Here is a 24,992-nt window from a genome sequence, read left to right on the forward strand (position 1 = left end):
GAACCTTGAGATGAGCGACAACCTGATCGAAATCCGCGACCTGAGCGTGGCCTTCAACGACCAGACGGTGGTGCGCAACCTGTGCCTGGACATCCGCCCCGGCGAATGCCTGGCCTTGGTGGGCGAGTCGGGCTCCGGCAAGTCGGTGACGGCCCATTCGATCCTGCAATTGCTACCCGAGACCGGCACCCGCACCACCGGCAGCATTCGCTATCGCGGCCAGGAACTGCTGGGCGCCGAGGCCAAGACCCTGCGGGAGTTGCGCGGCAACCGCATCGCCATGATCTTCCAGGAACCGATGACCTCGCTGAACCCGCTGCACAGCGTCGAGAAGCAGATCGGTGAAACCCTGATGCTGCACCGGGGCCTGGGCGGCAAGGCGGCGCGCCAGCGCATTCTGGAGCTGCTGGCCCTGGTGGGCATTCAGAAACCCGCCGAGCGGCTCAAGGCCTACCCCCATCAACTGTCCGGCGGCCAACGGCAACGGGTGATGATCGCCATGGCCCTGGCCTGCGAGCCGGAGCTGTTGATCGCCGACGAACCGACCACGGCGCTGGACGTGACGGTGCAACGCAAGATCCTGCTGTTGCTCAAGTCCTTGCAGCAACGGCTCGGCATGTCCTTGCTGCTGATCAGTCACGACCTCAACCTGGTGCGCAGCATCGCCCAACGTGTGTGTGTGATGAAGGCCGGGGAAATCGTCGAGCAGGCGCCTTGCGAAACCCTGTTCAGCGCACCGAAACATCCCTACAGCTGCGTGCTGCTGCACGCCGAACCGGAAGGCGAAGCCCTGCCCCGGGACGAGCGCGAAGACGTGTTGCAGGTGCGGGACCTGCGCGTGAGCTTTGCCCTGGGCGGCGGGCTGTTCCGGCGCAAGGAATACTTGCGCGCCGTGGACGGTATCAGCCTGAGCATCCAGCGCGGCAAGACCCTGGGCATCGTCGGCGAATCCGGTTCCGGCAAATCCACCCTCGGCCAGGCGATCCTGCGGCTGATCGAATCCGAAGGCAGCATCCATTTCCAGGGCCAGGCCCTCGAGCAGTTATCCCACAAGGCATTGCGGCCGTGGCGCAGGAAGATGCAGGTGGTGTTCCAGGACCCATTCGGCAGCCTCAGCCCGCGAATGTCGGTGCAGCAGATCATCAGCGAAGGACTGGAGGTGCACAGCCCGTCCAGCCCTGAAGAATGCGAAGCCCAGGTGATCCAGGCGCTCAAGGAAGTCGGCCTCGACCCGCAGAGCCGCCACCGCTACCCCCATGAGTTTTCCGGCGGCCAGCGCCAACGCATCGCCATCGCCCGGGCCCTGGTGCTCAAGCCGGCCCTGATCCTGTTGGACGAACCGACCTCGGCCCTGGACCGCACCGTGCAGAAACAAGTGGTCGCCCTGCTGCGCCAGCTCCAGGAAAAACACGGCCTGACCTACCTGTTCATCAGCCATGACCTGGCGGTGGTCCGCGCCCTGGCCCACGACATGATCGTGATCAAGGATGGCAAGGTGGTCGAGCAAGGCGCCAGTCACGACGTGTTCGATTCACCCCAGCATCCCTATACCAAGGAGCTGTTGGCGGCGGCACTTCCCAGGTAAAGGCCGCCGCGACTCTAGCGCTCAACTGTCGCGGCGCTGATCCAGCGCTTGGGCAAATTCGCCAATGGCCTCCACGACCTGCTGCGCCCCTCGGTGGATGTCGAGGATAACGGTGCCCGCCTGGTTCGCCAGCTTCACGCCCTGCTCCGCCTTGAGGGTGCTGGACTGCATGCTGGTCACCGCTTGCCTGGCGAGGTCGCGGTTCTTGCCGACGACTTCGGTGATGGCCACCGTGGCCTGGCTCGTGCGCCGTGCCAGGTTGCGCACTTCATCGGCGACCACGGCGAACCCCCGCCCCTGTTCCCCGGCGCGCGCCGCTTCGATGGCCGCATTGAGCGCGAGCAGGTTGGTCTGTTCGGCGATCCCCCGGATGGCATCGACGATGCTGCCGATTTCCTCGGACTGGGCACTCAGCGCACTGATTCCCGTGGCCACTCGCTGGAGTTCATCGGCGATGCTTTGCACCACGGTGACCGTTTCCTGGACAACCGCCGTGCCAAGCTGGGTGTGCTCATCGGTCTGCCGGGACGTCTCGAAGGCCAGCCGCGCCGCGTTGGATTCGCTCTGGCGCTGCTCGACCTCGCGAGTGTGATCGGTGGCGAACTTGACCACCCCATACAATCTTCCCTGGGCGTCGTAGAGCGGATTGTAGGTTGCCTGCAACCAGACCGTGACGCCTTGCTTGTCGATACGCTGGAACAGGCCGGTCACATACTCCCCCCGATTCAATCCAGCCCAGAACCCGCGATACGCGTCGCTCTGGACCTCACTGGGCTTGCAGAACAGGCGGTGGTGCTGGCCGCGAACCTCCTCCAGGCGATAGCCCATCACCTTGAGGAAATTCGCATTGGCATTCACCACTTGACCATTGAGGTCGAACTCGATGACCGCCATGGAGCGGTCGATCGCGTGCCTGAAGCTGGACTCGGTCTGGCTCCGGAGGACACGCTCACTGATGTCCCGGGCCACTTCAATGATGCGTTGCAGCTTTCCCTGCTGGTCCAGCACCGGGATGTAACGAGCCTCCACCCACAACCAATGTCCATCCCGGGCCAGGTGCAAGAGCTGTGCATCGACACTCTGGCCTTGCCCCACCTGCTGCCACACAGCGGCATATTCCCGACTGCGCGCGTAGGCAGGTTCGCAGAACATCTGGTGATGCTTGCCCTGAATGTCCTCGAGGGAATAGCCCAGCATCTTCAAGAACAACGCATTGGCGCCGAGCACCTGCCCCGTCGGATCGAGTTCGATAATCGCCATTGCCTGATGGAAAGCGGCTCGCTCGGTCTCGAGAATCGCCCGCCGGGCCTGGATCGGGTGCAAGGTTTCCTGATGCTTGCGGGTGCGGATGAACATGGATACCACTCCGGAAACGTAAGTGCTTGGCCGTAGCCAACTGAAGGCACGGTGCCTTGTTTGCTAGAGAGGAACCATTAAGCCACTATCTTTCCATAAGTTGTACAATTTTATTTATCTGTACAAGAAATAACGAAACCGGAACATTTCACCCAACGGCTTAATGCCAACCGATTTTCCAGCGCTTGTCATCGCGCAACTCTGACCAGTCGAACAGCTCCACCCGCCCGCTGTGCACGGCCTGAAGCTCAACCTTTACAGGCGTTCCCGCCTCGTCACAGATCAATTCGGTGACCAGAAAATGCTTTTCCCGATTGACTGGCGCGCAGGCCGTCCATTTGGAGAGCTTCAACTTACGGGGATTGAATGTGTTCACGTGCTCTCCAAAAAAGGCAGGAAACCGGAGCAGGATCATGTACAAAAATATCTAACCGTACAAGTTAACCTCGAAAATAGCGGTGGTGCTTCGATACTGGGACTTCCCCCGGCATAATGCGGCTCTTGGCACCCGTCCATGGCTGCCGGCAAATCCCTCCTCTCTGGAAATGCCCGATGAACCCCACCGAAAGCCTCAAGGATTACAAGCGCGTGCGCACGCTGGCGATCCGTTCGTTGTTCGAGATCATCGAGCAGTCCAGCGAAGGCACGGTGATTGTCGACCGTGACGCGAATATCGTCTGGATGAACGAACGCTACGCCCGCCGTTTCGGCCTGAACTCGGCGCAGGAGGCCATTGGCCGGGCGTGCGAGAGCGTGATTCCCAGCAGCCTGTTACGCGAAGTGGTACGCACCGGACGCCCGATCCTGCTGGACATGCAGGACACGCCCAAGGAGCCGCTGGTGGTGATGCGCCTGCCGATCCACGACAACGCGGGCGCGGTGATCGGCGCCATCGGCTTTGCCTTGTTCGATGAATTGCACAGCCTGTCGCCGATGCTCAAGCGCTACCTGAGCATGCAGGAAGAACTGGCCTCCACCCGCTCATTGCTACGGGCGCGGCAAACCAAGTACAACTTTGCCCATTTCATTGGCACCAGCAGCGCCGGCCTTGAGGTCAAGCGCCGTGCCCGACGCAGCGCCAGCGCCGATTCGCCGGTGCTGCTGCTCGGCGAAACCGGCACCGGCAAGGAACTGCTGGCCCAGGCCATCCACAGCGCTTCGCCGCGGGCGCACAAGGCGTTCGTCAGCATCAACAGCGCGGCGATTCCTGAATCGCTGCTGGAGGCCGAGTTCTTCGGCACCGCCCCGGGGGCCTTTACCGGGGCCGACCGCAAGGGCCGTGCCGGCAAACTGCAGATTGCCCAGGGCGGCACGCTGTTCCTCGACGAGATCGGCGACATGCCGCTGCCGCTGCAAAGCAAACTGCTGCGCGTGCTCCAGGAAAAAGAGTACGAACCGGTGGGCTCCAACGAGGTGCTGCAAAGCGACGTGCGAATCATCGCCGCCACCTCCATGGACCTGGAAGCGGCGATCAAGCGCGGAGAGTTCCGCGCCGACCTGTATTACCGCCTCAACGTATTGCCGATCCAGGTCCCGCCGTTGCGCGAACGCCTCGATGACCTGCCAGCCCTGAGCGAAGCGATCCTGGAAGAGTTGCGCAGCCAGCACGAACTGAACCCCGCCGCCCTCGACCTGCTGCGGCAACACGCCTGGCCGGGCAACATCCGCGAGCTGCGCAATGTGCTGGAACGGGCCGCGCTGCTCAGCGATGACCTGGTGCTCACGGCGGCGGACATCCGCGCCGCCATCGGGACCTTCATGCCGGTGACGCGCCCGGCGGACGTGAGCTTCGAACCCCTGCCCCAGGAAACCTTCAGCCAGGCCCGGGCGCGCTTCGACCGACAACTGATCGAAACCACCCTCGCGCAATGCGGCGGCAAAGTGGTGGAAGCGGCCGAGCGGTTGGGGCTGGGGAGATCGACGTTGTACAAGAAGATGGTGGCGTTGGGGATTGCCGAGTCTCAATAGAGAGACTTCATTCTCAAAATATAGACTGCCGATTTGGAGCGCTTTGCGCTCCATCGCGAGCAAGCTCGCTCCCACAGTTGACCGCGTAACTCAAGAACCTGTGGGAGCGAGCTTGCTCGCGATGAGGCCAGCCCTCCCCCTAAAAATCTCAAAACAGAGACAAAACCCTCACTCCCGCCCTACAAAATAAAACAATTTCCTTATATTTCAGCCAGTTACACACCTGGCACAAAACTCGCTAAAGCCTCTCCCACAGCGTCACCACAACAATAACAATCCAGGAGACACACCATGAGTGTGATCATTGCCTTGGCAGCTCTCGCGCTGCTGATGGTTGCCGCCTACCGTGGCTACAGCGTTATCCTCTTTGCCCCCATCGCCGCCCTCGGTGCCGTCCTGCTCACCGACCCTTCCGCCGTCGCCCCCGCATTCACCGGGGTGTTCATGGAGAAAATGGTCGGCTTCATCAAACTGTATTTCCCGGTGTTCCTGCTCGGCGCGGTGTTCGGCAAGCTGATCGAGCTTTCGGGGTTCTCCCGCTCCATCGTCGCCGCGGCGATTCGCTTGCTGGGGACGCGCCAGGCCATGCTGGTGATCGTGCTGGTCTGCGCCTTGCTGACCTATGGTGGCGTGTCGCTGTTTGTCGTGGTGTTCGCGGTGTACCCGTTCGCCGCCGAGATGTTCCGCCAGAGCAATATCCCCAAGCGTCTGATCCCGGCCACCATCGCCCTCGGCGCATTCTCCTTCACTATGGACGCCCTGCCCGGCACGCCGCAGATCCAGAACATCATCCCCAGCACGTTCTTCAACACCACCGCCTGGGCCGCACCGTGGCTGGGGGTGATCGGCACGATCTTCGTGTTCAGCCTCGGCATGCTGTTTTTGCAACGCCAGCGCAACAAGGCCCAGCGTGTGGGCGAAGGCTACGGCACCGAGCTGCGCAACGAGCCGGAAACCGCCGAAGACATCAAGCTGCCGAACCCCTGGATCGCCGTGTCGCCACTGCTGGCGGTGGGCATCATGAACCTGCTGTTCACCCAGTGGATCCCACAGTGGTACGGCAAGACCCACAGCCTGGCGCTGCCAGGCATGACCACACCGGTGACCAGCGACATCGCCAAGCTTACTGCGATCTGGGCAGTGCAGGCGGCGTTGCTGGTGGGCATCATCATGGTCTTGCTGTTCGGCTTCCGGGCCATTCGCAGCAAACTGGCCGAAGGCAGCAAGAGCGCCGTGGGCGGTGCGTTGCTGGCGGCGATGAACACCGCTTCGGAATACGGCTTCGGCGCGGTCATCGCCTCCTTGCCGGGCTTCCTGGTGCTGGCCGACTGGCTCAAGAACATTCCCAACCCGCTGGTCAACGAAGCGGTGACAGTCACGCTGCTGGCGGGCATCACCGGCTCCGCCTCGGGCGGCATGAGCATCGCCTTGGCGGCGATGTCTGAAAGTTTTATCAGCGCCGCCCACGCCGCCAACATCCCCTTGGAAGTGCTGCACCGGGTGGCCGCCATGGCCAGCGGTGGCATGGATACCCTGCCCCACAACGGCGCGGTGATTACCCTGCTGGCGGTGACCGGGCTGACCCACCGCGAAGCCTACAAAGACATTTTCTGCATTACGCTGATCAAGACCCTCGCGGTGTTCTTCGTGATCGCTGTGTTCTACGCCACTGGCATTGTGTGAGGTTCCCATGACAACTCCTCTTTCGGGCAAGACCGCCCTGGTCACCGGTTCTACCAGCGGCATCGGCCTGGGCATCGCCCTGAGCCTGGCCAAGGCCGGCGCCAACCTGATCCTCAACGGCTTCGGCGATGCCTCGGCGGTGATCGCCGAGGTCAAACAGTTCGGCGGCAAGGTCGGTCATCATCCGGCCGATGTCAGCGACCCGGCGCAGATCGCCGACATGCTCGCCTACGCCGAGCGCGAGTTCGGCGGCGTGGACATCCTGGTGAACAACGCCGGGATCCAGCACGTGGCCGCCGTGGAGGATTTTCCGGTGGAGCGCTGGGACTCGATCATTGCCATCAACCTGTCCTCGGTGTTCCACGCCACGCGCCTGAGCCTGCCAGGCATGCGGGCCAAGGGCTGGGGCCGGATCGTCAACATCGCCTCGGTGCATGGCCAGGTTGGCTCGGTGGGCAAGGCGGCGTATGTCGCGGCCAAGCATGGGGTGATCGGCCTGACCAAGGTGGTCGGCCTGGAAACCGCCACCAGCAACGTGACCTGCAACGCCATCTGCCCGGGCTGGGTGCTGACACCACTGGTGCAAAAACAGATCGACGACCGCATCGCCGCCGGCGTTGACCCACAACAGGCGCAGCATGATCTGTTGGCCGAGAAACAACCGTCCCTGGAATTCGTCACCCCGCCGCAACTGGGGGAACTGGTGCTGTTCCTGTGCAGCGAAGCTGGCAGCCAGGTGCGGGGCGCGGCGTGGAATATCGATGGTGGGTGGTTGGCCCAGTAAGGTCCTGCGACTCCTTGTGGCGAGGGGATTTATCCCCTCTCTGTGGGAGCAAGGCTTGCCCGCGATGGCCGCACCGCGGTTTAACAGCTAAACCGCGTTTTCGTTCATCGCGGGCAAGCCTTGCTCCCACAGAACGGGGATAAATCCCCTCGCCACAGGATTGGGTCGCTCTATAGTGTGTACATAAGAAAACAAGAGGCACTCCATGTCCGACCTCCTCTGGCAACCCAGCCCCGAACGCATCGCCCAGTCGCGCATGAACGCCTTTCGCCGGTTCGTCAACGCGCGACATCACCTGCAACTGAACGACTACCCCGCCCTGCACGCCTGGAGCATCGACCAGCGCGAGGCCTTCTGGCAGGCCATCGTCGACTTCTTCGAGATCCGCTTTCACCACGCTCCCGACGCGGTACTGGTGGAGGGTGCGCAAATGCCCAGCGCCCAGTGGTTTCCTGGCGCCACGCTGAACTTCGCCGAACACCTGCTGCGCCGCCGCGATGACACCGTCGCGGTGGTGGCGCTGGGCGAAAACGGCGACCAGGAACAACTGACCTGGGCCGAACTCGCCGCCCATGTCGCCGGCCTGCAGAAAAGCCTGCAAGCCGCTGGCGTCACCCGGGGCGACCGGGTCGCCGCCTGCATGCCCAACACCTGGCAGACCTTGGTGGGCATGCTCGCCAGCACCAGCCTGGGCGCCATCTGGTCGTGCTCGTCACCGGACTTCGGCACCCAGGGCGTCATCGACCGGTTCGGCCAGATCGAGCCCAAGGTGCTGATCACCTGCGCCGGTTATCGCTACGCCGGCAAGGTCATCGACCAGCGGGCCAAGGTCAATGAAATCCTCGAACGGCTGCCGTCATTGCAACAACTGATCGTCCTGCCTTATGCCCAGCCTGACGCCCGCCTCGAGGACTTCAAGACCCCGGCCGCGGTCGCGTTGTGGAACGACTTTTATCAACGCGGTGGCGAACCGGCATTCGTCAGCGTTCCGTTCGACCACCCGCTGTACATCCTGTACTCCAGCGGCACCACCGGCGTGCCGAAGTGCATCGTCCACGGCACCGGTGGCGTGTTGCTGCAACACGTCAAGGAACATGGCCTGCACGTCGACCTCGGCCCCGAGGATCGGCTGTTCTACTACACGACCTGCGGCTGGATGATGTGGAACTGGCTGGTATCGGCTCTCGCCGTGGGTAGCGCGGTGGTGCTCTACGATGGCTCGCCGTTCCACCCCGGCCCCGAGCGCTTGCTGGACCTGATCGATCAGCAGCGCATCAGCGTCTTCGGCACCAGCCCCAAGTTCCTCGCCGCCCTGGAAAGCGAAGGCCTCAAGCCCCGGCAGACGCACCGCTTGGACAGCCTGAAAACCCTCCTGTCCACCGGTTCGGCGCTGGCCCCCCATAGCTACGACTACGTGTACCGGGACATCAAGCCCGACGCCTGCCTCGCCTCGATGTCCGGCGGCACCGACATCGTCTCCTGCTTCGTCAACGGCAACCCACTGTCCCCGGTGCGCCGGGGCGAAATGCAGGGCAAGAGCCTGGGCATGGCCGTGCAGGTCTGGAACGAGGCCGGCAACCCGGTCATCGGGGAAAAAGGCGAGCTGGTGTGCACTCGGCATTTCCCGGCGATGCCCATTGGTTTATGGAACGACCCTCGGCAGGAAAAACTCCGCGCGTCCTACTTCGCCCAGTTCCCCGGGGTGTGGGCCCAAGGCGACTACGCCGAGGAACTGCCCCACGGCGGCCTGTTGATCCATGGGCGCTCCGACGCCGTGCTCAACCCTGGCGGCGTGCGCATCGGCACGGCAGAAATCTATCGGCAGGTGGAAAAGGTCGAGCAGGTGCTGGACAGCGTTGCCATCGGCCAGCAATGGCAGGGCGATGTCCGGGTGGTGCTGTTCGTGCGCCTGCGCGATGGCGTGACGCTGGATCAAGCCCTGGAACAACGGATTCGCCAGGTCATCCGGACCCACACCACACCACGGCATGTACCGGCGAAGATCCTCGCGGTCAGTGATATCCCGCGGACCATCAGCGGCAAGGTGGTGGAGTTGGCGGTGCGCAACGTGGTGCATGGCGAGGTGGTGAAGAACACCGATGCCCTGGCCAACCCCGAGGCGTTGGAGCAGTTTCGGGATCGGCCGGAGCTTGCGAGCTGACGGTGAGGGCCTCATCGCGAGCAAGCTCGCTCCCACAGTGGATCTCCGGTGACTGGCAGAACCCATGTGGGAACGAGTTCGCTCGCGATGAACGATAACCCGATCAATCCATAAGCCCCCACTCACCCGCCGCCGGATCGGCCGGTGGCGCCACCGCCCCCGACTCGGTATGCAGCTTCAAACGCAACCGCAGGTTATTCGCCGAATCGGCATTTTTCAGCGCCTCCTCCTCGTCGATGGCGCCTTCGACCACCAGGTTGAACAAGGCCTGGTCAAAGGTTTGCATGCCCAGCTCCTCTGACTTTTCCATGATGCCCTTGAGCTCGCCAAGCTCGTTGCGCCGGATCAGGTCGGCCACCGTGGGCGAACCCAGCATGACCTCCACCGCCGCCCGCCGCTGGCCGGTGCGGGTACGCACCAGGCGTTGGGAAACGAACGCCTTGAGGTTGTTGCCCAGGTCGTTCAACAACTGCGGCCGGCGCTCTTCCGGAAAGAAATTGATCACCCGGTCCAAGGCCTGGTTGGCGTTATGGGCATGCAAGGTGGAAATCACCAAGTGCCCGGTGTCGGCAAACGACAGGGCATGCTCCATGGTTTCCCGATCGCGGATTTCGCCGATCAGCACCACGTCCGGCGCCTGGCGCAAAGTGTTTTTCAGGGCCGCATGAAAACTGCGGGTGTCGACACCGACTTCCCGTTGGTTGATGATGGATTTCTTGTGCCGATGGATATACTCCACCGGGTCCTCGATGGTGATGATGTGGCCGCTGCTGTTGCGATTGCGGTAATCGATCAGCGCCGCCAGGGAAGTCGACTTGCCCGAACCTGTCGCGCCGACGAACAGCATCAACCCCTGTTTCTGCATGATGCTGTCCAACAGCACCCGGGGCAGTTTCAGGTCCTCGAAGCGCGGGATGTCCAGCTTGACGTTGCGGATCACCATGGACACGTCATTGCGCTGCTTGAAGACATTGACCCGGAACCGCCCGACGCCGGCCAGGGAGATCGCCAGGTTCATTTCCAGTTCCCGATCGAACTCAAGGCGCTGTTCGGCGTCCATCAAAGACTCGGCGAGCCGGGCAATGTCGCCGACCTTGAATGCCTCGTTACCCAAGGGCTTGAGCACGCCCTCGAAACGCGCGCACGGCGGCGCCCCCGTAGACATGTAAAGATCGGAACCATTCTGGCTCGCCAGGATTCGCAACAACGGATCGATTTCCATGGACTGAAACTTCCGCGAGACATCAATGAAACAAGTTGAGCCGAACATGAAACCCTTCAGACCCGCCCGCACTTACTTTCCTCAAAGGATAGTAGACGCCGTGGTACAGACACGACAGCCAGGGATTGCGTGATGAACGCGACACCCGCCGGCAATGATGCCCAGCGCCTGGTCAGCCAGGTGGACTGGGCCCAGACCCCATTGGGCACTGAGCGAAACTGGCCCCAGAGCCTGCGCACCGCCGTGGACATCGTGCTCCATTCGCCGATGCCGATGGCCTTGCTGTGGGGCGCGCAGCTGACCCATCTCTACAACGACGCCTTCGGCCGACTGACCGGTGACAAGCACCCCCGGGCGTTCGGCCAGCCGACCCATGCAGCATGGCCCGAACTCAAAGGGGCAACCGAAGGGATTTACCACCGAGTGTTGCAAGGCCAGACGCACACCTGCCGCGACCAGCACTGGCGCGTGCCCTTCGCCGGTCGCCTCTGCGATGTCTGGCTGGACCTGACCTACAGCCCGGTGCATGACGAAAGCGGCAGCGTCGCCGGCATCCTGGTCACCGCCATCGAGACCAGCGAACGCCGTCGCCTGGCCATGGAATTCGAACGACGCTCCGAGGCCAGCCTCAAGGCCCAGCACGAAAGCGAAGAGCGCCTGCAACTGGCCCTGGCCGCCGCCGACGCGCTGGGCACCTGGGATTGGGACATCAGCGAAGACCGCTTCATCGCCGACGCGCATTTCGCCCTGCTGCATGGCGTCGACCCGAACCTGTCGCGCCAGCTGCCCATCAGCGCCTACCTCGAAGGCGTGCATCCCGAGGACCGGGCGATGGTTGCCCGCAGCATCAAGCACTGCATCACCCATGGCACCGAATACGCCGAAGAGTACCGGCTGTTGCAGCCCAACGATGAATTACGCTGGGTGTACGTGCGCGGCCGTTGCTACAAGGACCGCCACGGCCGGCCCAAGCGTTTTCTGGGTGCGGCCCTGGACCTGACCGAACGCAAGCGCACCGAGCAAGCCCTGCGCCAGAGCCAGACCGAGCTGCAGTTGATCATCAACGCCATGCCGATCCTCATCAGCTACGCGGACCGCGAAGAGCGCTTCCGGCTGAACAACAGCGCCTACCTGGATTGGTACGGCCTGACCCCGCAGGAGCTCTACGGCAAGACCATCCGCGAAGTGCTCGGCGAAGAGGCCTATGCCGCCCGCGCCCAACAGATCGCCGATGCCCTGGCCGGCAAGCCGTGCAGCTTCACCGTGCAGATGGACCATCGCGACGGTCGCCCGCGCCACTCACTGATCAACTACTTGCCTCGCTACGGGGCGGATGGGGCGGTGAACGGCTTCTACATCTTCGTGATCGACGAGACCGAGAGCCGGAAAACCGAGGAAGCCCTGCGCAACCTCAACGAAACACTGGAGGAACGGGTCATCGCCCGGACCCGGCAACTGGCCGAAGCCAACCACCGCCTGCAAAGCGAGATGTTCGAACGCGAGCGCGCCGAAGAAGCCCTGCGCCATGCGCAGAAAATGGAGGCCGTGGGCCAACTCACCGGCGGCATTGCCCATGACTTCAACAACATGCTCACCGGCATCCTCGGCAGCCTCGACCTGATGCAACGCTACATCGCCGCCGGCCGCACCGCCGAGATCGGGCGCTTCACCGAAGCGGCGGTGTCCTCGGCCAACCGCGCCGCGGCCCTGACTCATCGGCTGCTGGCGTTTTCCCGCCGCCAGTCCCTGGACCGCAAGCCGCTGGACGCCAACGAGCTGGTGCGTTCGCTCGAAGACCTGCTGAGCCGGACCACCGGCGATCACATCGTGCTGCGGCTGCAACTGACCCCCGAGCTGTGGCCGGTCAGCACCGATGCCAGCCAGTTGGAAAACGCCCTGCTCAACCTGGTGATCAACGCCCGGGATGCCATGCCCGACGGCGGCGAATTGATCGTCGAAACCGCCAACGTCTATCTCGACGGCACTGACATCAACACCCTCGAACCGGTCAAGGCCGGCGACTACGTAATGATCGCGGTCAGCGACAACGGCAGCGGCATGACCCCCGCCGTGCTGGCCAAGGCCTTCGACCCGTTCTTCACCACCAAGCCCATCGGCCAGGGCACCGGCCTGGGCTTGTCGATGATCTACGGATTTGCCCAACAGTCGGGTGGACACCTCAACCTGGACAGCGTGCCGGGCCAGGGCACACGGGTGCAGTTGTACCTGCCGCGCTTGCACGTTGCGCCGGCCCAACAACCCGCCACGGCGGAGACGGTCGACGTACCGCCGGCCATCGCCGGGGAAACCGTGTTGCTGGTGGAAGATGAACCAGCGGTGCGCATGCTGGTGCTCGACCTGTTGAAGACCTTGGGCTACACCGCCTTGGAGGCCCAGGACGCCATGACGGCCCTGCCCCTGCTGGAGTCGGAGCAGCGCATCGACCTGTTGGTGACCGACGTCGGGCTGCCGGGCATGAATGGCCGGCAACTGGCGGAAATCGCCCGCCAGCACCGCCCGGGGCTGAAAGTGCTGTTCATGACCGGTTACGCGCAGAAAGCCGCCGAACGCCAGGGGTTCCTCGACCAGGGCATGGACATGGTCGCCAAGCCCTTCACCCTCGATCTGCTGGCCAACAAGATTCGGACGATGATCAACCATGACAGCTGACTTGAGGCATAATCGCCGCCCCGTCGCACCGTTCAGGTCACCGCTGCAATGAAAGCCCAAGCCCGCCATATCCTGGTGAAAACCGCCGAAGAAGCCGAACAGCTCAAGCAACGCATCGCCAAGGGCGAAGCCTTCGATGTGCTGGCCAAGAAATACTCCACCTGCCCCTCGGGCAAACGCGGCGGCGACCTGGGCGAAGTGCGGCCGGGGCAGATGGTCGGTGCGATCGATGCGGTGATCTTCAAGAAACCCTTGCGGGTGGTGCATGGGCCGATCAAGAGCAAGTTCGGCTATCACCTGGTGCAGGTGTTCTACCGGGATTGAAACCGAGCCTGTGGGAGCGAGCTTGCTCGCGATGGCGGCGACACAGTCAACATTTCTGCAAGCTGACCCACCGCTATCGCGAGCAAGCTCGCTCCCACAGGTTTTGTGCCCACTTATTATTTTGGCATCAACGCCCCCGGCACCTGGATCACCCGGCTCGCCAACAGATGTCCCGACTCGGCCGCCTCCGCCGGAGTACCCCCCAGCAAGCGGCTCGCCAGGTACGCGGCACTGAATGAATCTCCCGCCGCCGTGGTGTCCACCACACGCTCGACCCGTTGAGCGGGAATCTCATAAGACTCGCCATCGCAACGAATCAGGCAGGCCTCGGCACCGCGCTTGAGCACCACTTCCGGCGTGCCGAACTGCCCATAGGCGGCGAATACCGCGTCAGTGTCCGCATATCCGAACAGTGCCTGCTCGTCTTCCACCGTCAGCAGGGCCAATTCCACGTAGGGCAGGACGCTGCGATACGCCGCCCGCGCCGCCTCGATCGAGGCCCAGAGTCTTGGCCGGTAATTATTGTCGAACACCACCTGGGCCCCGCGTCGACGGGCTTCGACCAGGGTTTCGATGAGTCTGGCGCGCCCCTGCTCACCGAGCACCGCCAGGGTGACGCCGCTGAAATACAGCACATCGTAATCCGGCAATGCCGCCAGGATCGGCGCGGCGGCCGGGGTGGTAAAACACTCGCGCACCGCCGCCTCGTTGCGCCAGTAGAGGAATCGCCGCTCGCCCGCAGCATCGGTCTGGATGCAATACAGACCCGGCAGGCGTCCAGGCAAGCGCTGGACCCGTTGCAGACCGATGTTTTCTTCGGCCCAGCGCTCACACATGGCATCGCTGAAACTGTCGTCGCCCAGGGCGGTGACGTAATCCACCGCGCCCCTGTCGCCCAAGGTGCGGGACAGGTACACCGCGGTGTTCAGGGTATCGCCGCCGAAGCTTTGCAGCAGGCTGCCGTCGGCGCGTTGTTGCAGTTCGATCATGCATTCGCCGATCAGGGCGATGCGGGGTTTCTGGGTGGGATTGCTCATAGGTGATCCTGATATTTTGGTGGTGTCTGGAAGGTCGCTAATCGCGGGCAAGCCTTGCTCCCACAGGGGATCTTGGGCAAACACCAACTTTGTGTTCACAGTCGATCCGTGTGGGAGCAAGGCTTGCCCGCGATGGCCACAACCTGGTCCAACGACTAGAAGCAAGTCTCCATGCTCTCGACCACCCGCAACTGCTCATCCACCAGGCACCCCACCCGCCACTTGTCGAACGTCAGGCACGGGTGTGAAGTACCAAACGAAATGATGTCGCCCACACGCAGCTCAATCCCTGCCGCCACATTCATGAACGCATGTTGGTCCATCACCGCCGTCACCTTGCAACCGCTGGCATCGTCACCCGCCACCGAATCCGATCCGGGCGTGTAGCGCTTGAGCGGCACCGGCAATCCGGCGTCGTAGGCCACGTCGCGCTTGCCCAGGGCGATCACCGCGAAGCCCGGCTCCGGCAGCGATTGCACATGAGCCCAGACTTCCAGGGCCGGACGCAGGCCTTCGTGCAGGTCGCTGCGGCGCTCCAGCACGCAGCACTGGGCTTCCTTGTAGATGCCATGGTCATGGGCCACGTAACTGCCGGGACGCAGCACGCTGAGGAAACGCCCGTGGGCATTCTGGGCTTCGAAGGATTCGGCGATCAGGTCGTACCAGGCCGAACCCGAGGCGGTGATGATCGGTTTGTCGATGGCAAAGGCATCGTTGTCCTGCAACTGCACCGCCAACCGTACCAACGATGCCGCGAATGCGCGGATGCCACTGATGGCGTGGTCGCCATGGATCACCCCTTCGTAGCCTTCGATACCGGTCAACGCCAGCGCCGGTTGACTGCGAATCGCCTCGGCCAGGGCCAACACCTCGGTCTCGGTCCGGCAGCCACACCGACCACCGACCACGCCGTACTCGATCATCACATTGAGCCGCACGCCGCGCGAGGCGAAGTAAGCGCCCAGGTCTGCGACGTTGTCCGGATGATCGACCATGCAATGGAATTCGAACGCCGGGTCGGCCAGCAGATCGGCGATCAGCGCCATATTTGGCGTGCCCACCAGTTGGTTGGCCATCAGCACTCGACGAACGCCGTGGGCGTAAGCGGCACGGGTCTGCACGGCGGTGGCGAGGGTCAGGCCCCAGGCACCGGCATCGAGCTGGCGTCGGAACAGCGCCGGGGTCATGCTGGTCTTGCCATGGGGCGCCAGTTCGGCGCCACTGTCGGTGACGAACGCTTGCATCCAGCGAATGTTGTGCTCCAGCGCCGCGCGGTGCAGCACCAACGCCGGCAGGCTGACGTCCTTGAGCAGATGAGCGCCGACGGTGGCCGCACCCTTCTCTACGCCAGCATTGGGAATGACAGAAGACATGTTCGTACTCCTCGCACGCGGCCGCTCGCAGCCGCGGTTATCTATTCATTGATGCGCCGGGCCAGGTTGTTGGCGCTTTCGATCAGCACCCGGCGGTAGTCGGCGTAATTGTTCTTGGCGTCGGCCCGTGGGGCGACGATGCACAGGGTGGCGATGGCCACGCCGCCGGGGTCTTTGACCGGTGCGGCGAAGCAGTGGGTGAAGGTGTCGGCGACGCTGTCGAAGGAGAAGAACCCATCGAGGCCGGCCTGGCGGATTTCCTTGAGGAATTGCTCCAGGGGCAAGCGCTCGCCGTCCGGCAAAATGAAGTCGTCGGGATCGATCAGATCGACGATCTGTTGGTCGCTCAAATGCGCCAGCAGCAGGCGCCCGGACGCCGTCCACGGGATCGGCGCGTTTTCACCGATGTCCGATGAAATGCGGAAATGCCGCTCGCCTTCCTTCATCAGCGCGACGGTGTATTTGCGCCCGTTGAGCAGGCACATCTGCGCCGTTTCGCGGGTCTGGCGCACGATCTCCTGCAAGGCCTGGTCAGCCTCGCGGCTCAGGTCGAAATGCCGCAGGTGCGCCTGCCCGAGGAAATACAACTGGCGCCCCAGGTAGACGTGACCGTCCTTGCCCACCGGCTCGAGGATGCGGCGCTCCAGCAGCGACGCCACCAGTTCATAGACCGTGGACTTGGGGCTGCCGATGCCGCTGGCAATATCGTTCGGGCGCAACGGCTGGCCGATTTCCTTGAGGAAATCGAGGATATCGAACGCCCGATCCAGTCCCCGGGCCCGGCGTTTGATGGTGTCTTCGGTCATGTCTCTGGTTCCTGAATTCAATCATAGGTGCATGTTTTTCATTGTGACGAAAACGCTTTTGTGGCGAGGGAGCTTGCTCCCGCTCGGCTGCGCAGCAGTCGCTTGTCACTTATCGGGCCTGCTTCGCAGGCCAGCGGGAGCAAGCTCCCTCGCCACGATAGGCGCGCTCGTCAAGATGAATCAAACAGGCCTTGAAGGACAGTCCTGCACCGAATCAGGCCTTTTTCTTGTAGGCCACACAATCGATCTCGACCTTGCAATCGACCATCATGCTCGCCTGCACGCAGGCCCTGGCCGGGGCGTGTTCAGGGCTGAAGTACTCGCCGAACACCTTGTTGAAACTCCAGAAATCCCGCGGATCTTCCAGCCACACGCCGCAGCGCACCACATCTTCCAGGCCGTACCCGGCCTCTTCGAGAATGGCGACCAGGTTCTTCATGGTCTGGTGGGTCTGCTCGACGATCCCGCCGACAACGATCTCGCCGTTCACCGCCGGCACTTGGCCGGACACGTGCAGCCAGCCATCGGCTTCCACGGCGCGGGCGAATGGCCGTGGCTGGCCGCCGCCTGCGGTGCTGCCAGTGCCGTAGCGCGTAATGCTCATGGGTGTTTCTCCTTGCTTGGATAGATTAAAGATTCAACTGAATTAAAAGCGGGTGTTCTTGAGAAACTCCGCCAGCCGCGGCGACTGCGGCCGCTCGAACAATTCTTTCGGTGGCCCTTGCTCTTCGATGCGGCCCTGGTTCATGAACACGATCTTGTCCGACACCTCGAAGGCAAAGCGCATTTCGTGGGTCACCAGCAGCATGGTCATGCCGTCTTCGGCCAGGCCCTTGATCACGTTCAGCACCTCGCCGACCAGCTCCGGGTCCAGGGCCGAAGTCACTTCGTCGAACAGCATCAGGCTGGGGTTCATGGCAATCGCCCGGGCAATCGCCACGCGCTGCTGCTGGCCACCGGACAACTGGCCGGGAAAGTGATCGCGCCGCTCCAGCAGGCCGACTCGCTCTAGCCATTTCTCGGCCAGGGCCACCGCTTCGTCCTTGGGCAGTTTTTTCACCTTGAGCAGACCCAGGGTGACGTTCTGCAACGCGGTCAGGTGGGGAAACAGGTTGAATTGCTGGAAGGCCATTCCGGTCATGGCCCGGTGCCGGGCGATGACCTTCTCGGGGTGGCGCACACGCTTGCCGTCGATGTCGTCATAGCCGATGGACTCGCCGTCGAGCACAATCTGCCCGCCCTGGAATTCTTCGAGCATGTTGACGCAGCGCAGCAGCGTGGTCTTGCCCGAACCACTGGAACCGATCAGCGTGACCACGTTGCCGCGCTGCATGCTCAGGTCCACGCCCTTGAGCACTTCCAGCGGGCCGTATTGTTTGCGCAGGCCGCGAATGTCCAACAGCGGTTGAGTGTTGGAAGGAGTCGAAATATCAGTCATGGCAAGGCCACCCGCTTTTCAATGTGTCGCCCGAGCAATTCGATGGCGTAATTGATGATGAAAAAGAGAAACCCGGCGAACAGGTAAAACTCCAGGGTCATGAAGGTCCGGGCGATGATCTGCTGGGTGCTGAGCAGCAGTTCGGCGACGCCGATCACCGACAACAGGGTCGAGGCCTTGACGATCTCGGTAGAGGAATTGACCCAGGTCGGCAGGATCTGCCGCAACGCCTGGGGCAACAGCACATAGCCCAGCGACTGGTAGAACGTCAGGCCGATGGCCTGGCTCGCCTCCATCTGCCCACGGGGCAGCGCCTGCAAGGCACCGCGCACGATCTCGGCCACATGGGAACCGCAGAACAGCGTCAGGCCCAGGACACCGGCCTGGAATGCGCCGATCTGCCAGCCCAGGGCCGGGGCCATGTAGAAGCAGGCCAGCACCAGCACGAACACCGGCGTGCCGCGGATCAGGTCGACGTAGAAGCGAAACGGCGCGCGCATCCAGGCCCGGCCATAGGTCAGCACAAGGCCGGCGACCAGGCCGATCAGCGTGCCCAACACAATCGCCAACAGCGAACACTGCACACTGGTCAGGAAACCGGCCCACAGGGTGTCCCGGGCGACCCATAACTCATGCAACCAACTGGGTGATTCGTACATGGGAGACTCCTAACGGCGGATCGCCAGGCGCTGCTCGAAATACCGCAGCACCATGGCAATGAGGTAACAGGCCGCGACATACAGGGCCGTGGTCACCAGCCAGGTTTCGATCACCCGGTAGCTCTCCACGTTGATCTTGCGGGCGTAATAGGTCAGCTCCGGCACGGCGATCGCCGCCGCCAGGGAGGTGTCCTTGAACAGCGAAATGAAGTTGTTCGACAAGGCCGGCAACACGTTGCGCAGCATCACCGGCACGGTGACGTAGGCCTTCACCTGCCACTCGCCCAGGCCGATGGCCAGCCCCGCCTCCCGCTGCCCCTTGTGAATGCTCAACAGCCCGCCGCGGAACACTTCGGTCAGGTAGGCCCCGGCGTACAACGAGAGGGTGATGACGAACGACGGCAGCTTGTCCAGGCGCACGCCCAGGCTCGGCAAGGCGAAGTAGATCAACAGGATCAACACCAGGATCGGTGTATTGCGGATCACCGTGACATACACCGACGCCAGCACCCGCAGGACCCGATGCTTGCTGAGCAGCGCGAACGCCATCGCCAGGCCGATCACGCAACCGATGGCGATCGACACCAGCGCCAGGGAAAGCCCCAGGCCCAGTCCCGCCAGCAAGGTGTCGAAATCGCGCCAGACGGCGGCAAAGTTCAACTGATAATTCATGGTCGGCAGTACCTTCGACGAAGCGCCCGCAAGGGGCGCCCCGGGCTCACAGGGTCATTTGAATTCAATGGGGAAACCAATCGCTGGCGACGGCAACTCGACGCCGAACCACTGCTTGAACGACGCCGCATAGGTAGGGAATTCCACGCCGGTCATGGCTTCATGCAAGGTGGTGTTGACGAAGTTCAGCCAGTCCTGGTCGCCGCGCTTGACCGCACAGGCGTAGGTTTGCGGGCTCCAGGCATAGGCCGGGCTGCGGTAGCGCCCGGGGTTCTGCACCATCAGATACTTGACCGAGGACTGGTCGGTGGCGGCAGCATCGGCGCGGCCGGAGTTCACCGCCTGGTACATCAAATCGACGCTGTCGTACTGGTCGACCTTGGCCTTGGGCAGCGCCTGGTGCACCAATTCTTCGGCGTAGACGTTCTGCAGCACCGCCACGGTGACGTCATCGCCCGCGGCCTTGAGGTCTTCGATTTCCTTGTACTTGCTGTTGGCCGGCAGCAGCAGGCCGACGCCTTCGCGGTAGTACGGCAGGGTGAACGCCACTTGCTGGGCGCGGCTGGCAGTGACGGTGATGAACTGGCAGCTCATGTCGACCTTGTCGGTCAGCAGGTTGGGGATCCGCGCATCGGACGACTGCACCACGAACTCGACCTTCTCCGGGTCATTGAACAGGCCCTTGGCAACCATGCGCGCAATATCGATATCAAAGCCCTGCAACTTGCCATCCGCTCCCTGGAAGTGCCACGGCGCATTGGTACTGCCCGTGCCCACGATCAATTTCCCCCGCTGCAGCACGCTGTCCAGCTTGCTGTCGGCCGCCTGGGCGACACCCATGGCAGCCGTCGTGGCCGCGAAGAGAAAAACACACGCTTTGAACAAGGAAGGTCGGCGTTGCATGGCAAGCACTCCAGAATGAGTTTATTCCGCTATACCGGAACATGGTATGTAACAACGGAATAGACAGCAGAAAGTGTGCCACAGGCTTGCAGCGCCTGGGTGAGAAAAATGGAAAGTCAGGGAAATCAGGGAGATGGGAAAAACAGACCCGCGGACGCCGGCGCTCGCATGTGAATGCTATTGCTACTGTTAGCTACGACGCACGGGTAATAAGGCCCCAAACCGGGTATTCGCGCACCGAAACGGAGCCACACTGGAGTTGTAGATGGATACCTGTGGGAGCGAGCTTGCTCGCGATAGCTGTGGATCAGTCAATGTTGATGCTGAATGACCTGACGCTATCGCGAGCAAGCTCGCTCCCACAATTGTTCGGCAGTGTGCCTGGTCTATTTGCGCTTGTAGCTCTTGCTGCCGCCAGGCGTGAGGCAATAGACCCCGCCCCGGGGGCCGACGCAGTAATTGCCACTGCCGCATTGGCAACCGTCGGCGGACTTGAGCAGCGACTGCGGGCGCGCCTCGTTCCGAAGCCCCAGCACAGCGGAACAGGACTTCTTTGAAGCACTGATGGAGCCGTCATTGCACAGGAAGGTATCGCCGTCACATCCGGCAATACCGCCCTTGCGCCCGGAACACGGTTGATTGGCGGCAAGGGCCGAAGTGCCCAGGGCCAACAACAGGATCGCGACACAGGTACGAAGTAAAGCGGACGTTCCGTGACAGAGTTTCATGGCAGCTTCCTGGCTGATAGGTGGCTCTATGCTATCACCCGATCATCTACTGCGCCTAACGCCCGCAAAACCTCACCCTGGACAACATCCGCAAATCCCCGTCGCGGTAATAGTCATCACTCCAGCTGTCATCCACCGCCAGTGGCTTGACCTGCTTGAGGGCGAGTTTTTTCGCGAAGTAGCGAAAGCGGTAATGCTCATAGAAACGCAGCAGTTCCAGCCCGTAGCGGTCGGCCAGGTCGGTATTGCCCTGAATAATCAGGTAGTTCTCGTCGTTGCCGCTGCTGGCGGCGGCGCTGAGGTTGTGGCTGCCGCTGAGGATGGTCGGTGTGTCACTGGTGAAGTCGGTGACGATGGCTTTGGTGTGCACCAGTAGATTGCCCTTCTGGCCTTTCATGTTTTCCCGCAGCCAGCCCTCCAGACCGGTGTTGAGCAACGCGGTGGCGGCGAATTCGGCGGTGCGGTCGGCATGAAAACCGGTGATGCGGCTCTTGGTGTTTTGCAGGCCGTAGCGCAACACGTCGTCATTGGGCTGGCCGAGCAAGGCGTCGAGGATGCGGTCGGGCAACACAAAGGCGGTGACGAACAACAGGTCCTTTCGCGCGCCCTTGATGATGTCGACGAAGCGATCCAGGTCGCCCTCCCCGGTGCGTGGCGAAAACCCGGCGAACAACGCTTCTTGCGGGGCCATGGCATTGTTCAGGGTCAGCCACTGGCGAGTGGCATCGACATCTTGGGGCGTTGCCCAGATTTGCTCGAATACCTGGGAATAGCTGCTGCTGATCCGCGGGTCGTCCAGCACATGCACGACGTTGGCCTGGCGGTAGACACCGTTGGCGGTGAAGTTGGTGCTGCCGCACAGCACGGCTTCAGGTTGCAATGAGCCGCTGGCTTCCACCTTGCTCAGCACCATGAACTTGTTGTGGAAAATGTTGTGGGTGATCCGCCCACGCTTGTTGGCCGCCGGCATGTTTTCGAGGCTGGCTTCGTTGCGCGCCGTGGTGTCGTCTCCCGGCTCGGCGTGATACAGCACCCGTACCTGGGCGCCGCGAGCGTGAGCGGCAGTCACCGCGTCGACGATCACCGGCAATTCGTATTCATAGATGGCGACGTCCAAGGCCCAGCGGGCATCCAGCGCCCGGTCGATGAAACCGGTCAAGCGACCCAGCAAGCCGTTTTCCAACCAGCGACGTGGTGCGTCGGGCCAGTCATCGATGGACAGGTGCTTGTTGGCATTGAGCAGCGCGTCCACTTCGGGAAACTTGCGCTGGAACGCCTGACTGGCGGCCACGGCACGGTTGAAGATGACCCGCTGGTCGGCCGGCTGCCCGTCGTCGCTGGTGACGGTGACAGCCAGGGATTCGCCCAATTGCGGCGAATCGGGGCTGCCGTAGGCCAGGTGCACGCGATAGTGGATCGTCACGCCGGGGTTGACAGCGTAGTCGGCCCAGCGAAATTTCTGCAGGGGTGCCTTGTCGCTGGGGGTGGCGTGGAACTGGGGGAAGGTGTGGGCCTTGTCGGGGAAGGTCAGGCTGTTGAACAGGAACAGCCAGGGCTTGTCCCCCTGCTGTTTCTCGATGGCAAAACCCAGCAAGCCCTTGCGCCGGGGTTCGGCCAGGTCCATGGCGAGCAGCACGCCGTTGGTGCCGGCATAGGCCTTGACCCGAAAATCGTCCTGGGCGTTGGTGACGAGTACGCGCATGGTTCACTCCTGTGAGGGGCTGCTTGAGCATAGTGCAGTGATGCGGGTCAGGTGGGCAGGTCATGGGAACCGAGGGGATGCCATCGCGAGCAAGCTCGCTCCCACAGGGGGGCCGGGTGTTCATCATTCATGTGTTCACAAAACAGTGTGGGAGCGAGCTTGCTCGCGATGGGGCCCTGACAGTCACAGAACCTTTCAATCAGCCTCATCGATATGCCGATACTCAGCCCCCAACCGCCCCGCCAACTGCCGGGCCCGGCCCAGGCGAATCGGGCCTCTTTCGATATCGATCAACAGGCATGGGCAATCGAGAAGCGGCGGTGAAAGCCCCTCCTTGACACGCCCATCGGTCATCACCAACACCCGCTGCTGCTCCGCCGGGTAACGCCTGCGCCGCGCCACCAGCCAGCGCCCGGCCTCGTTCAGCGCCGCCAGCAACGGCGTTCCGCCACCGGCGCCCAGGCCATCGAGCCAGCCGCGCAGGCCCGCCGAGGCCTTGAGCCCTTGCACCTGCCAGTTCGGCTGCGTGCCGCTGGCCGTCAACAGCGCCAGGCGGGCCCGCTGCCGGTAGGCGTCGTCGAACAGTTGCGCCAACAAGCCTTTGCCGTCACTCAAGGCGCGATGACGACGGGTCGAGGCCGACGCATCGACGATGACCAGCCACAGCTCATGGGGCGCCCGATGCCGAGCGTGCCAGCGCAAGTCTGCATGCCGGTGTGGCCGGCCATTGAGTAACGTTCCCGGCCAGTTCACCGCACCGCTGGCCGCCGCTTTGCTGCGGCCCTGGCGTCCCTGCGCCAACGTCCCTGCACGGGTTCTGGCATTCGCCCCCGCCGTTGAACGAGGGCGAATGCCTAGGGCTTTTTTGGCCAGCTCGGCACATCGCGTCGGGCCCCGGTTGGCAATGCCCGGGCAGGCTGGTCGCCCCATTGGCCTTGGCCTTCATTGGGTTCAGTGGTTTTTTCCGCCCCCGCCCCAGTCGGCGCCTGGGACGGTGCCGAATGCCCACGCCGTCGATGACGCAAGGCAAACTCGGCGACCGCATCGATGTCTTCATCGCTAATGGCATCCGCCCCACGCCAGGCGGCATGGGCCCGGGCCGCCCGCAGCCAGACCAGGTCGGCGCGCAAGCCATCGACCCCGGCGGCAAAACAGCGCTCGGTGATCTGCGCCAGCGTCGCATCATCCAAGGCGATCCCAGCCAAACGGTCACGCGCCCGCTGGCAACGTTCGCGCAACTGCCGCTGGGCCGTCTCCCACTCCGCGCAGAAGACCGCCGGATCACTGTCGAAATCCAACCGCCGCCGGATGATCTGGCCGCGTTCAGCCGGTGCGGTGTGACCGTCGAGGGCGACGTTCAGGCCGAAACGGTCGAGCAACTGCGGGCGCAGCTCGCCCTCTTCCGGGTTCATGGTGCCGATCAGCACAAAGCGCGCCGGATGCCGATGGGAAATGCCGTCGCGCTCGATCAGGTTGGTGCCACTGGCAGCCACATCGAGCAGCAGGTCCACCAGGTGATCGGGCAGCAGGTTCACTTCATCGACATACAGCACGCCACCGTCGGCCTTGGCCAGCACGCCGGGAGAAAATTGCGCGCGCCCCTCTCCCAGGGCCACATCCAGATCGAGGGTGCCCACCAGCCGCTCTTCGGTGGCACCGAGGGGCAAGGTGACGAACTGACCGCTGGCCAGCAGGTCCGCCAGGCCCCGGGCCAAGGTGGACTTGGCCATGCCCCGTGGGCCCTCGATCAGCACACCGCCGATTTTCGGGTCGATCGCGGCCAGGCACAGGGCCAGTTTCAGGTCATCGGCACCGACCACGGCGGAGAGTGGGAAGTGGGGAGTATGGGTCATGCTGAAGGCCTCATGGATGTGCGGGGTTCCCCTGTGGCGAGGGAGCTTGCTCCCGCTGGGCCCGTAGA

The 24,992-nt window shown here is 63.0% G+C and carries 22 protein-coding genes and 1 pseudogene; 7 read left to right on the forward strand and 16 right to left on the reverse strand.

The features are described from left to right. Window positions 1-10: 10 nt before the first annotated feature. A complete protein-coding gene (locus IB266_RS25525) occupies window positions 11-1,585 on the forward strand; it encodes an ABC transporter ATP-binding protein (protein WP_192263285.1) in 1,575 nt (524 codons plus the stop codon). A 21-nt stretch (window positions 1,586-1,606) separates the two neighbouring features. Here IB266_RS25525 and IB266_RS31280 read toward each other — a convergent pair whose 3' ends face one another. From IB266_RS31280 to IB266_RS25535, 3 genes and pseudogenes are all read right to left on the reverse strand, one after another. Next, the gene (locus IB266_RS31280) at window positions 1,607-2,053 is read right to left on the reverse strand and encodes a methyl-accepting chemotaxis protein (protein ID WP_371128533.1); all 447 of its coding nucleotides are present in this window, start codon (window positions 2,051-2,053) and stop codon (window positions 1,607-1,609) included. Between the two features lie 108 nt (window positions 2,054-2,161). Further along, window positions 2,162-2,941: pseudogene (locus tag IB266_RS31285) on the reverse strand (PAS domain-containing protein); the annotation flags it as partial. A gap of 160 nt (window positions 2,942-3,101) precedes the next feature. After that, window positions 3,102-3,317: a TIGR02450 family Trp-rich protein gene (locus tag IB266_RS25535; protein WP_192263190.1), complete on the reverse strand. Its 216-nt coding sequence runs from the start codon at window positions 3,315-3,317 to the stop codon at window positions 3,102-3,104. 176 nt (window positions 3,318-3,493) lie between these two features. Here IB266_RS25535 and IB266_RS25540 point away from each other — a divergent pair, with 176 nt between their 5' ends. From IB266_RS25540 to IB266_RS25555, 4 genes are all read left to right on the forward strand, one after another. Next, window positions 3,494-4,909, forward strand: coding sequence for a sigma-54 interaction domain-containing protein (locus IB266_RS25540; RefSeq protein ID WP_192263192.1), 1,416 nt, complete (start codon window positions 3,494-3,496; stop codon window positions 4,907-4,909). 291 nt (window positions 4,910-5,200) lie between these two features. Next, a complete protein-coding gene (locus tag IB266_RS25545; protein ID WP_192263194.1) occupies window positions 5,201-6,592 on the forward strand; it encodes a GntP family permease in 1,392 nt (463 codons plus the stop codon). Between the two features lie 7 nt (window positions 6,593-6,599). Then, window positions 6,600-7,376, forward strand: coding sequence for a 3-hydroxybutyrate dehydrogenase (locus tag IB266_RS25550; RefSeq protein WP_092442098.1), 777 nt, complete (start codon window positions 6,600-6,602; stop codon window positions 7,374-7,376). Between the two features lie 205 nt (window positions 7,377-7,581). Further along, window positions 7,582-9,537, forward strand: a complete 1,956-nt coding sequence (locus tag IB266_RS25555; RefSeq protein ID WP_192263196.1) for an acetoacetate--CoA ligase — start codon at window positions 7,582-7,584, stop codon at window positions 9,535-9,537. A gap of 103 nt (window positions 9,538-9,640) precedes the next feature. On the opposite strand, the gene IB266_RS25560 is transcribed toward IB266_RS25555, so the two are convergent. Beyond that, window positions 9,641-10,759 carry a PilT/PilU family type 4a pilus ATPase gene (locus tag IB266_RS25560; RefSeq protein ID WP_060738102.1) on the reverse strand — a complete coding sequence of 373 codons (1,119 nt, stop codon included), beginning with the start codon at window positions 10,757-10,759 and terminating at the stop codon, window positions 9,641-9,643. Between the two features lie 132 nt (window positions 10,760-10,891). Between IB266_RS25560 and IB266_RS25565 the strand changes: the two genes are divergently transcribed. Further along, window positions 10,892-13,429 carry a PAS domain-containing sensor histidine kinase gene (locus IB266_RS25565; protein ID WP_192263198.1) on the forward strand — a complete coding sequence of 846 codons (2,538 nt, stop codon included), beginning with the start codon at window positions 10,892-10,894 and terminating at the stop codon, window positions 13,427-13,429. Between the two features lie 48 nt (window positions 13,430-13,477). Further along, window positions 13,478-13,753 carry a peptidylprolyl isomerase gene (locus IB266_RS25570; protein WP_019690952.1) on the forward strand — a complete coding sequence of 92 codons (276 nt, stop codon included), beginning with the start codon at window positions 13,478-13,480 and terminating at the stop codon, window positions 13,751-13,753. Window positions 13,754-13,869: 116 nt separating this feature from the next. Here the strand turns inward: IB266_RS25570 and IB266_RS25575 are convergent, their stop codons facing one another. From IB266_RS25575 to IB266_RS25630, 12 genes are all read right to left on the reverse strand, one after another. Next, entirely contained in the window at window positions 13,870-14,790 is a 921-nt protein-coding gene (locus IB266_RS25575) for a sugar kinase (RefSeq protein WP_192263200.1), read from the reverse strand. A 155-nt stretch (window positions 14,791-14,945) separates the two neighbouring features. Beyond that, a complete protein-coding gene (locus IB266_RS25580; protein WP_192263202.1) occupies window positions 14,946-16,163 on the reverse strand; it encodes an amino acid deaminase in 1,218 nt (405 codons plus the stop codon). Between the two features lie 41 nt (window positions 16,164-16,204). Further along, on the reverse strand, window positions 16,205-16,969 hold the full coding sequence (locus IB266_RS25585) for an IclR family transcriptional regulator (RefSeq protein ID WP_058543922.1): 765 nt from the start codon (window positions 16,967-16,969) through the stop codon (window positions 16,205-16,207). Between the two features lie 214 nt (window positions 16,970-17,183). Beyond that, a complete protein-coding gene (locus IB266_RS25590; protein ID WP_192263204.1) occupies window positions 17,184-17,573 on the reverse strand; it encodes a RidA family protein in 390 nt (129 codons plus the stop codon). Window positions 17,574-17,615: 42 nt separating this feature from the next. Next, a complete protein-coding gene (locus IB266_RS25595) occupies window positions 17,616-18,407 on the reverse strand; it encodes an amino acid ABC transporter ATP-binding protein (protein ID WP_192263206.1) in 792 nt (263 codons plus the stop codon). Next, window positions 18,404-19,066 (reverse strand): amino acid ABC transporter permease, encoded by a 663-nt coding sequence (locus tag IB266_RS25600; protein ID WP_192263208.1) that lies wholly within the window; start codon window positions 19,064-19,066, stop codon window positions 18,404-18,406. Before IB266_RS25600 ends, IB266_RS25595 begins: the two co-directional genes overlap by 4 nt. Before the next feature lie 9 nt (window positions 19,067-19,075). Further along, window positions 19,076-19,738 (reverse strand): amino acid ABC transporter permease, encoded by a 663-nt coding sequence (locus IB266_RS25605; protein ID WP_072394409.1) that lies wholly within the window; start codon window positions 19,736-19,738, stop codon window positions 19,076-19,078. A gap of 54 nt (window positions 19,739-19,792) precedes the next feature. After that, the gene (locus IB266_RS25610) at window positions 19,793-20,641 is read right to left on the reverse strand and encodes a transporter substrate-binding domain-containing protein (RefSeq protein ID WP_192263210.1); all 849 of its coding nucleotides are present in this window, start codon (window positions 20,639-20,641) and stop codon (window positions 19,793-19,795) included. A 386-nt stretch (window positions 20,642-21,027) separates the two neighbouring features. Beyond that, complete coding sequence (locus IB266_RS25615) at window positions 21,028-21,369, reverse strand: hypothetical protein (protein WP_092442104.1); 342 nt, start codon at window positions 21,367-21,369, stop codon at window positions 21,028-21,030. Between the two features lie 55 nt (window positions 21,370-21,424). Beyond that, on the reverse strand, window positions 21,425-23,071 hold the full coding sequence (locus tag IB266_RS25620; RefSeq protein ID WP_192263212.1) for a phospholipase D-like domain-containing protein: 1,647 nt from the start codon (window positions 23,069-23,071) through the stop codon (window positions 21,425-21,427). 195 nt (window positions 23,072-23,266) lie between these two features. After that, window positions 23,267-23,872, reverse strand: a complete 606-nt coding sequence (locus IB266_RS25625) for a vWA domain-containing protein (RefSeq protein ID WP_318646604.1) — start codon at window positions 23,870-23,872, stop codon at window positions 23,267-23,269. Window positions 23,873-23,925: 53 nt separating this feature from the next. Continuing rightward, window positions 23,926-24,924, reverse strand: coding sequence for an ATP-binding protein (locus IB266_RS25630; RefSeq protein WP_192263214.1), 999 nt, complete (start codon window positions 24,922-24,924; stop codon window positions 23,926-23,928). Window positions 24,925-24,992: the final 68 nt, after the last annotated feature.

Source organism: Pseudomonas sp. Pdm06, from assembly GCF_014851795.1.
Classification (GTDB): Bacteria; Pseudomonadota; Gammaproteobacteria; order Pseudomonadales; family Pseudomonadaceae; genus Aquipseudomonas; species Aquipseudomonas fluorescens_AA.

Coding starts and splice junctions, on each gene's coding strand:
- IB266_RS25525 (WP_192263285.1), top strand. CDS start 11: ATGAGCGACAACCTGATCGAAATCCGCGACCTGAGCGTGGCCTTCAAC.
- IB266_RS25540 (WP_192263192.1), top strand. CDS start 3,494: ATGAACCCCACCGAAAGCCTCAAGGATTACAAGCGCGTGCGCACGCTG.
- IB266_RS25545 (WP_192263194.1), top strand. CDS start 5,201: ATGAGTGTGATCATTGCCTTGGCAGCTCTCGCGCTGCTGATGGTTGCC.
- IB266_RS25550 (WP_092442098.1), top strand. CDS start 6,600: ATGACAACTCCTCTTTCGGGCAAGACCGCCCTGGTCACCGGTTCTACC.
- IB266_RS25555 (WP_192263196.1), top strand. CDS start 7,582: ATGTCCGACCTCCTCTGGCAACCCAGCCCCGAACGCATCGCCCAGTCG.
- IB266_RS25560 (WP_060738102.1), bottom strand. CDS start 10,759: ATGGAAATCGATCCGTTGTTGCGAATCCTGGCGAGCCAGAATGGTTCC.
- IB266_RS25565 (WP_192263198.1), top strand. CDS start 10,892: ATGAACGCGACACCCGCCGGCAATGATGCCCAGCGCCTGGTCAGCCAG.
- IB266_RS25570 (WP_019690952.1), top strand. CDS start 13,478: ATGAAAGCCCAAGCCCGCCATATCCTGGTGAAAACCGCCGAAGAAGCC.
- IB266_RS25575 (WP_192263200.1), bottom strand. CDS start 14,790: ATGAGCAATCCCACCCAGAAACCCCGCATCGCCCTGATCGGCGAATGC.
- IB266_RS25580 (WP_192263202.1), bottom strand. CDS start 16,163: ATGTCTTCTGTCATTCCCAATGCTGGCGTAGAGAAGGGTGCGGCCACC.
- IB266_RS25585 (WP_058543922.1), bottom strand. CDS start 16,969: ATGACCGAAGACACCATCAAACGCCGGGCCCGGGGACTGGATCGGGCG.
- IB266_RS25590 (WP_192263204.1), bottom strand. CDS start 17,573: ATGAGCATTACGCGCTACGGCACTGGCAGCACCGCAGGCGGCGGCCAG.
- IB266_RS25595 (WP_192263206.1), bottom strand. CDS start 18,407: ATGACTGATATTTCGACTCCTTCCAACACTCAACCGCTGTTGGACATT.
- IB266_RS25600 (WP_192263208.1), bottom strand. CDS start 19,066: ATGTACGAATCACCCAGTTGGTTGCATGAGTTATGGGTCGCCCGGGAC.
- IB266_RS25605 (WP_072394409.1), bottom strand. CDS start 19,738: ATGAATTATCAGTTGAACTTTGCCGCCGTCTGGCGCGATTTCGACACC.
- IB266_RS25610 (WP_192263210.1), bottom strand. CDS start 20,641: ATGCAACGCCGACCTTCCTTGTTCAAAGCGTGTGTTTTTCTCTTCGCG.
- IB266_RS25615 (WP_092442104.1), bottom strand. CDS start 21,369: ATGAAACTCTGTCACGGAACGTCCGCTTTACTTCGTACCTGTGTCGCG.
- IB266_RS25620 (WP_192263212.1), bottom strand. CDS start 23,071: ATGCGCGTACTCGTCACCAACGCCCAGGACGATTTTCGGGTCAAGGCC.
- IB266_RS25630 (WP_192263214.1), bottom strand. CDS start 24,924: ATGACCCATACTCCCCACTTCCCACTCTCCGCCGTGGTCGGTGCCGAT.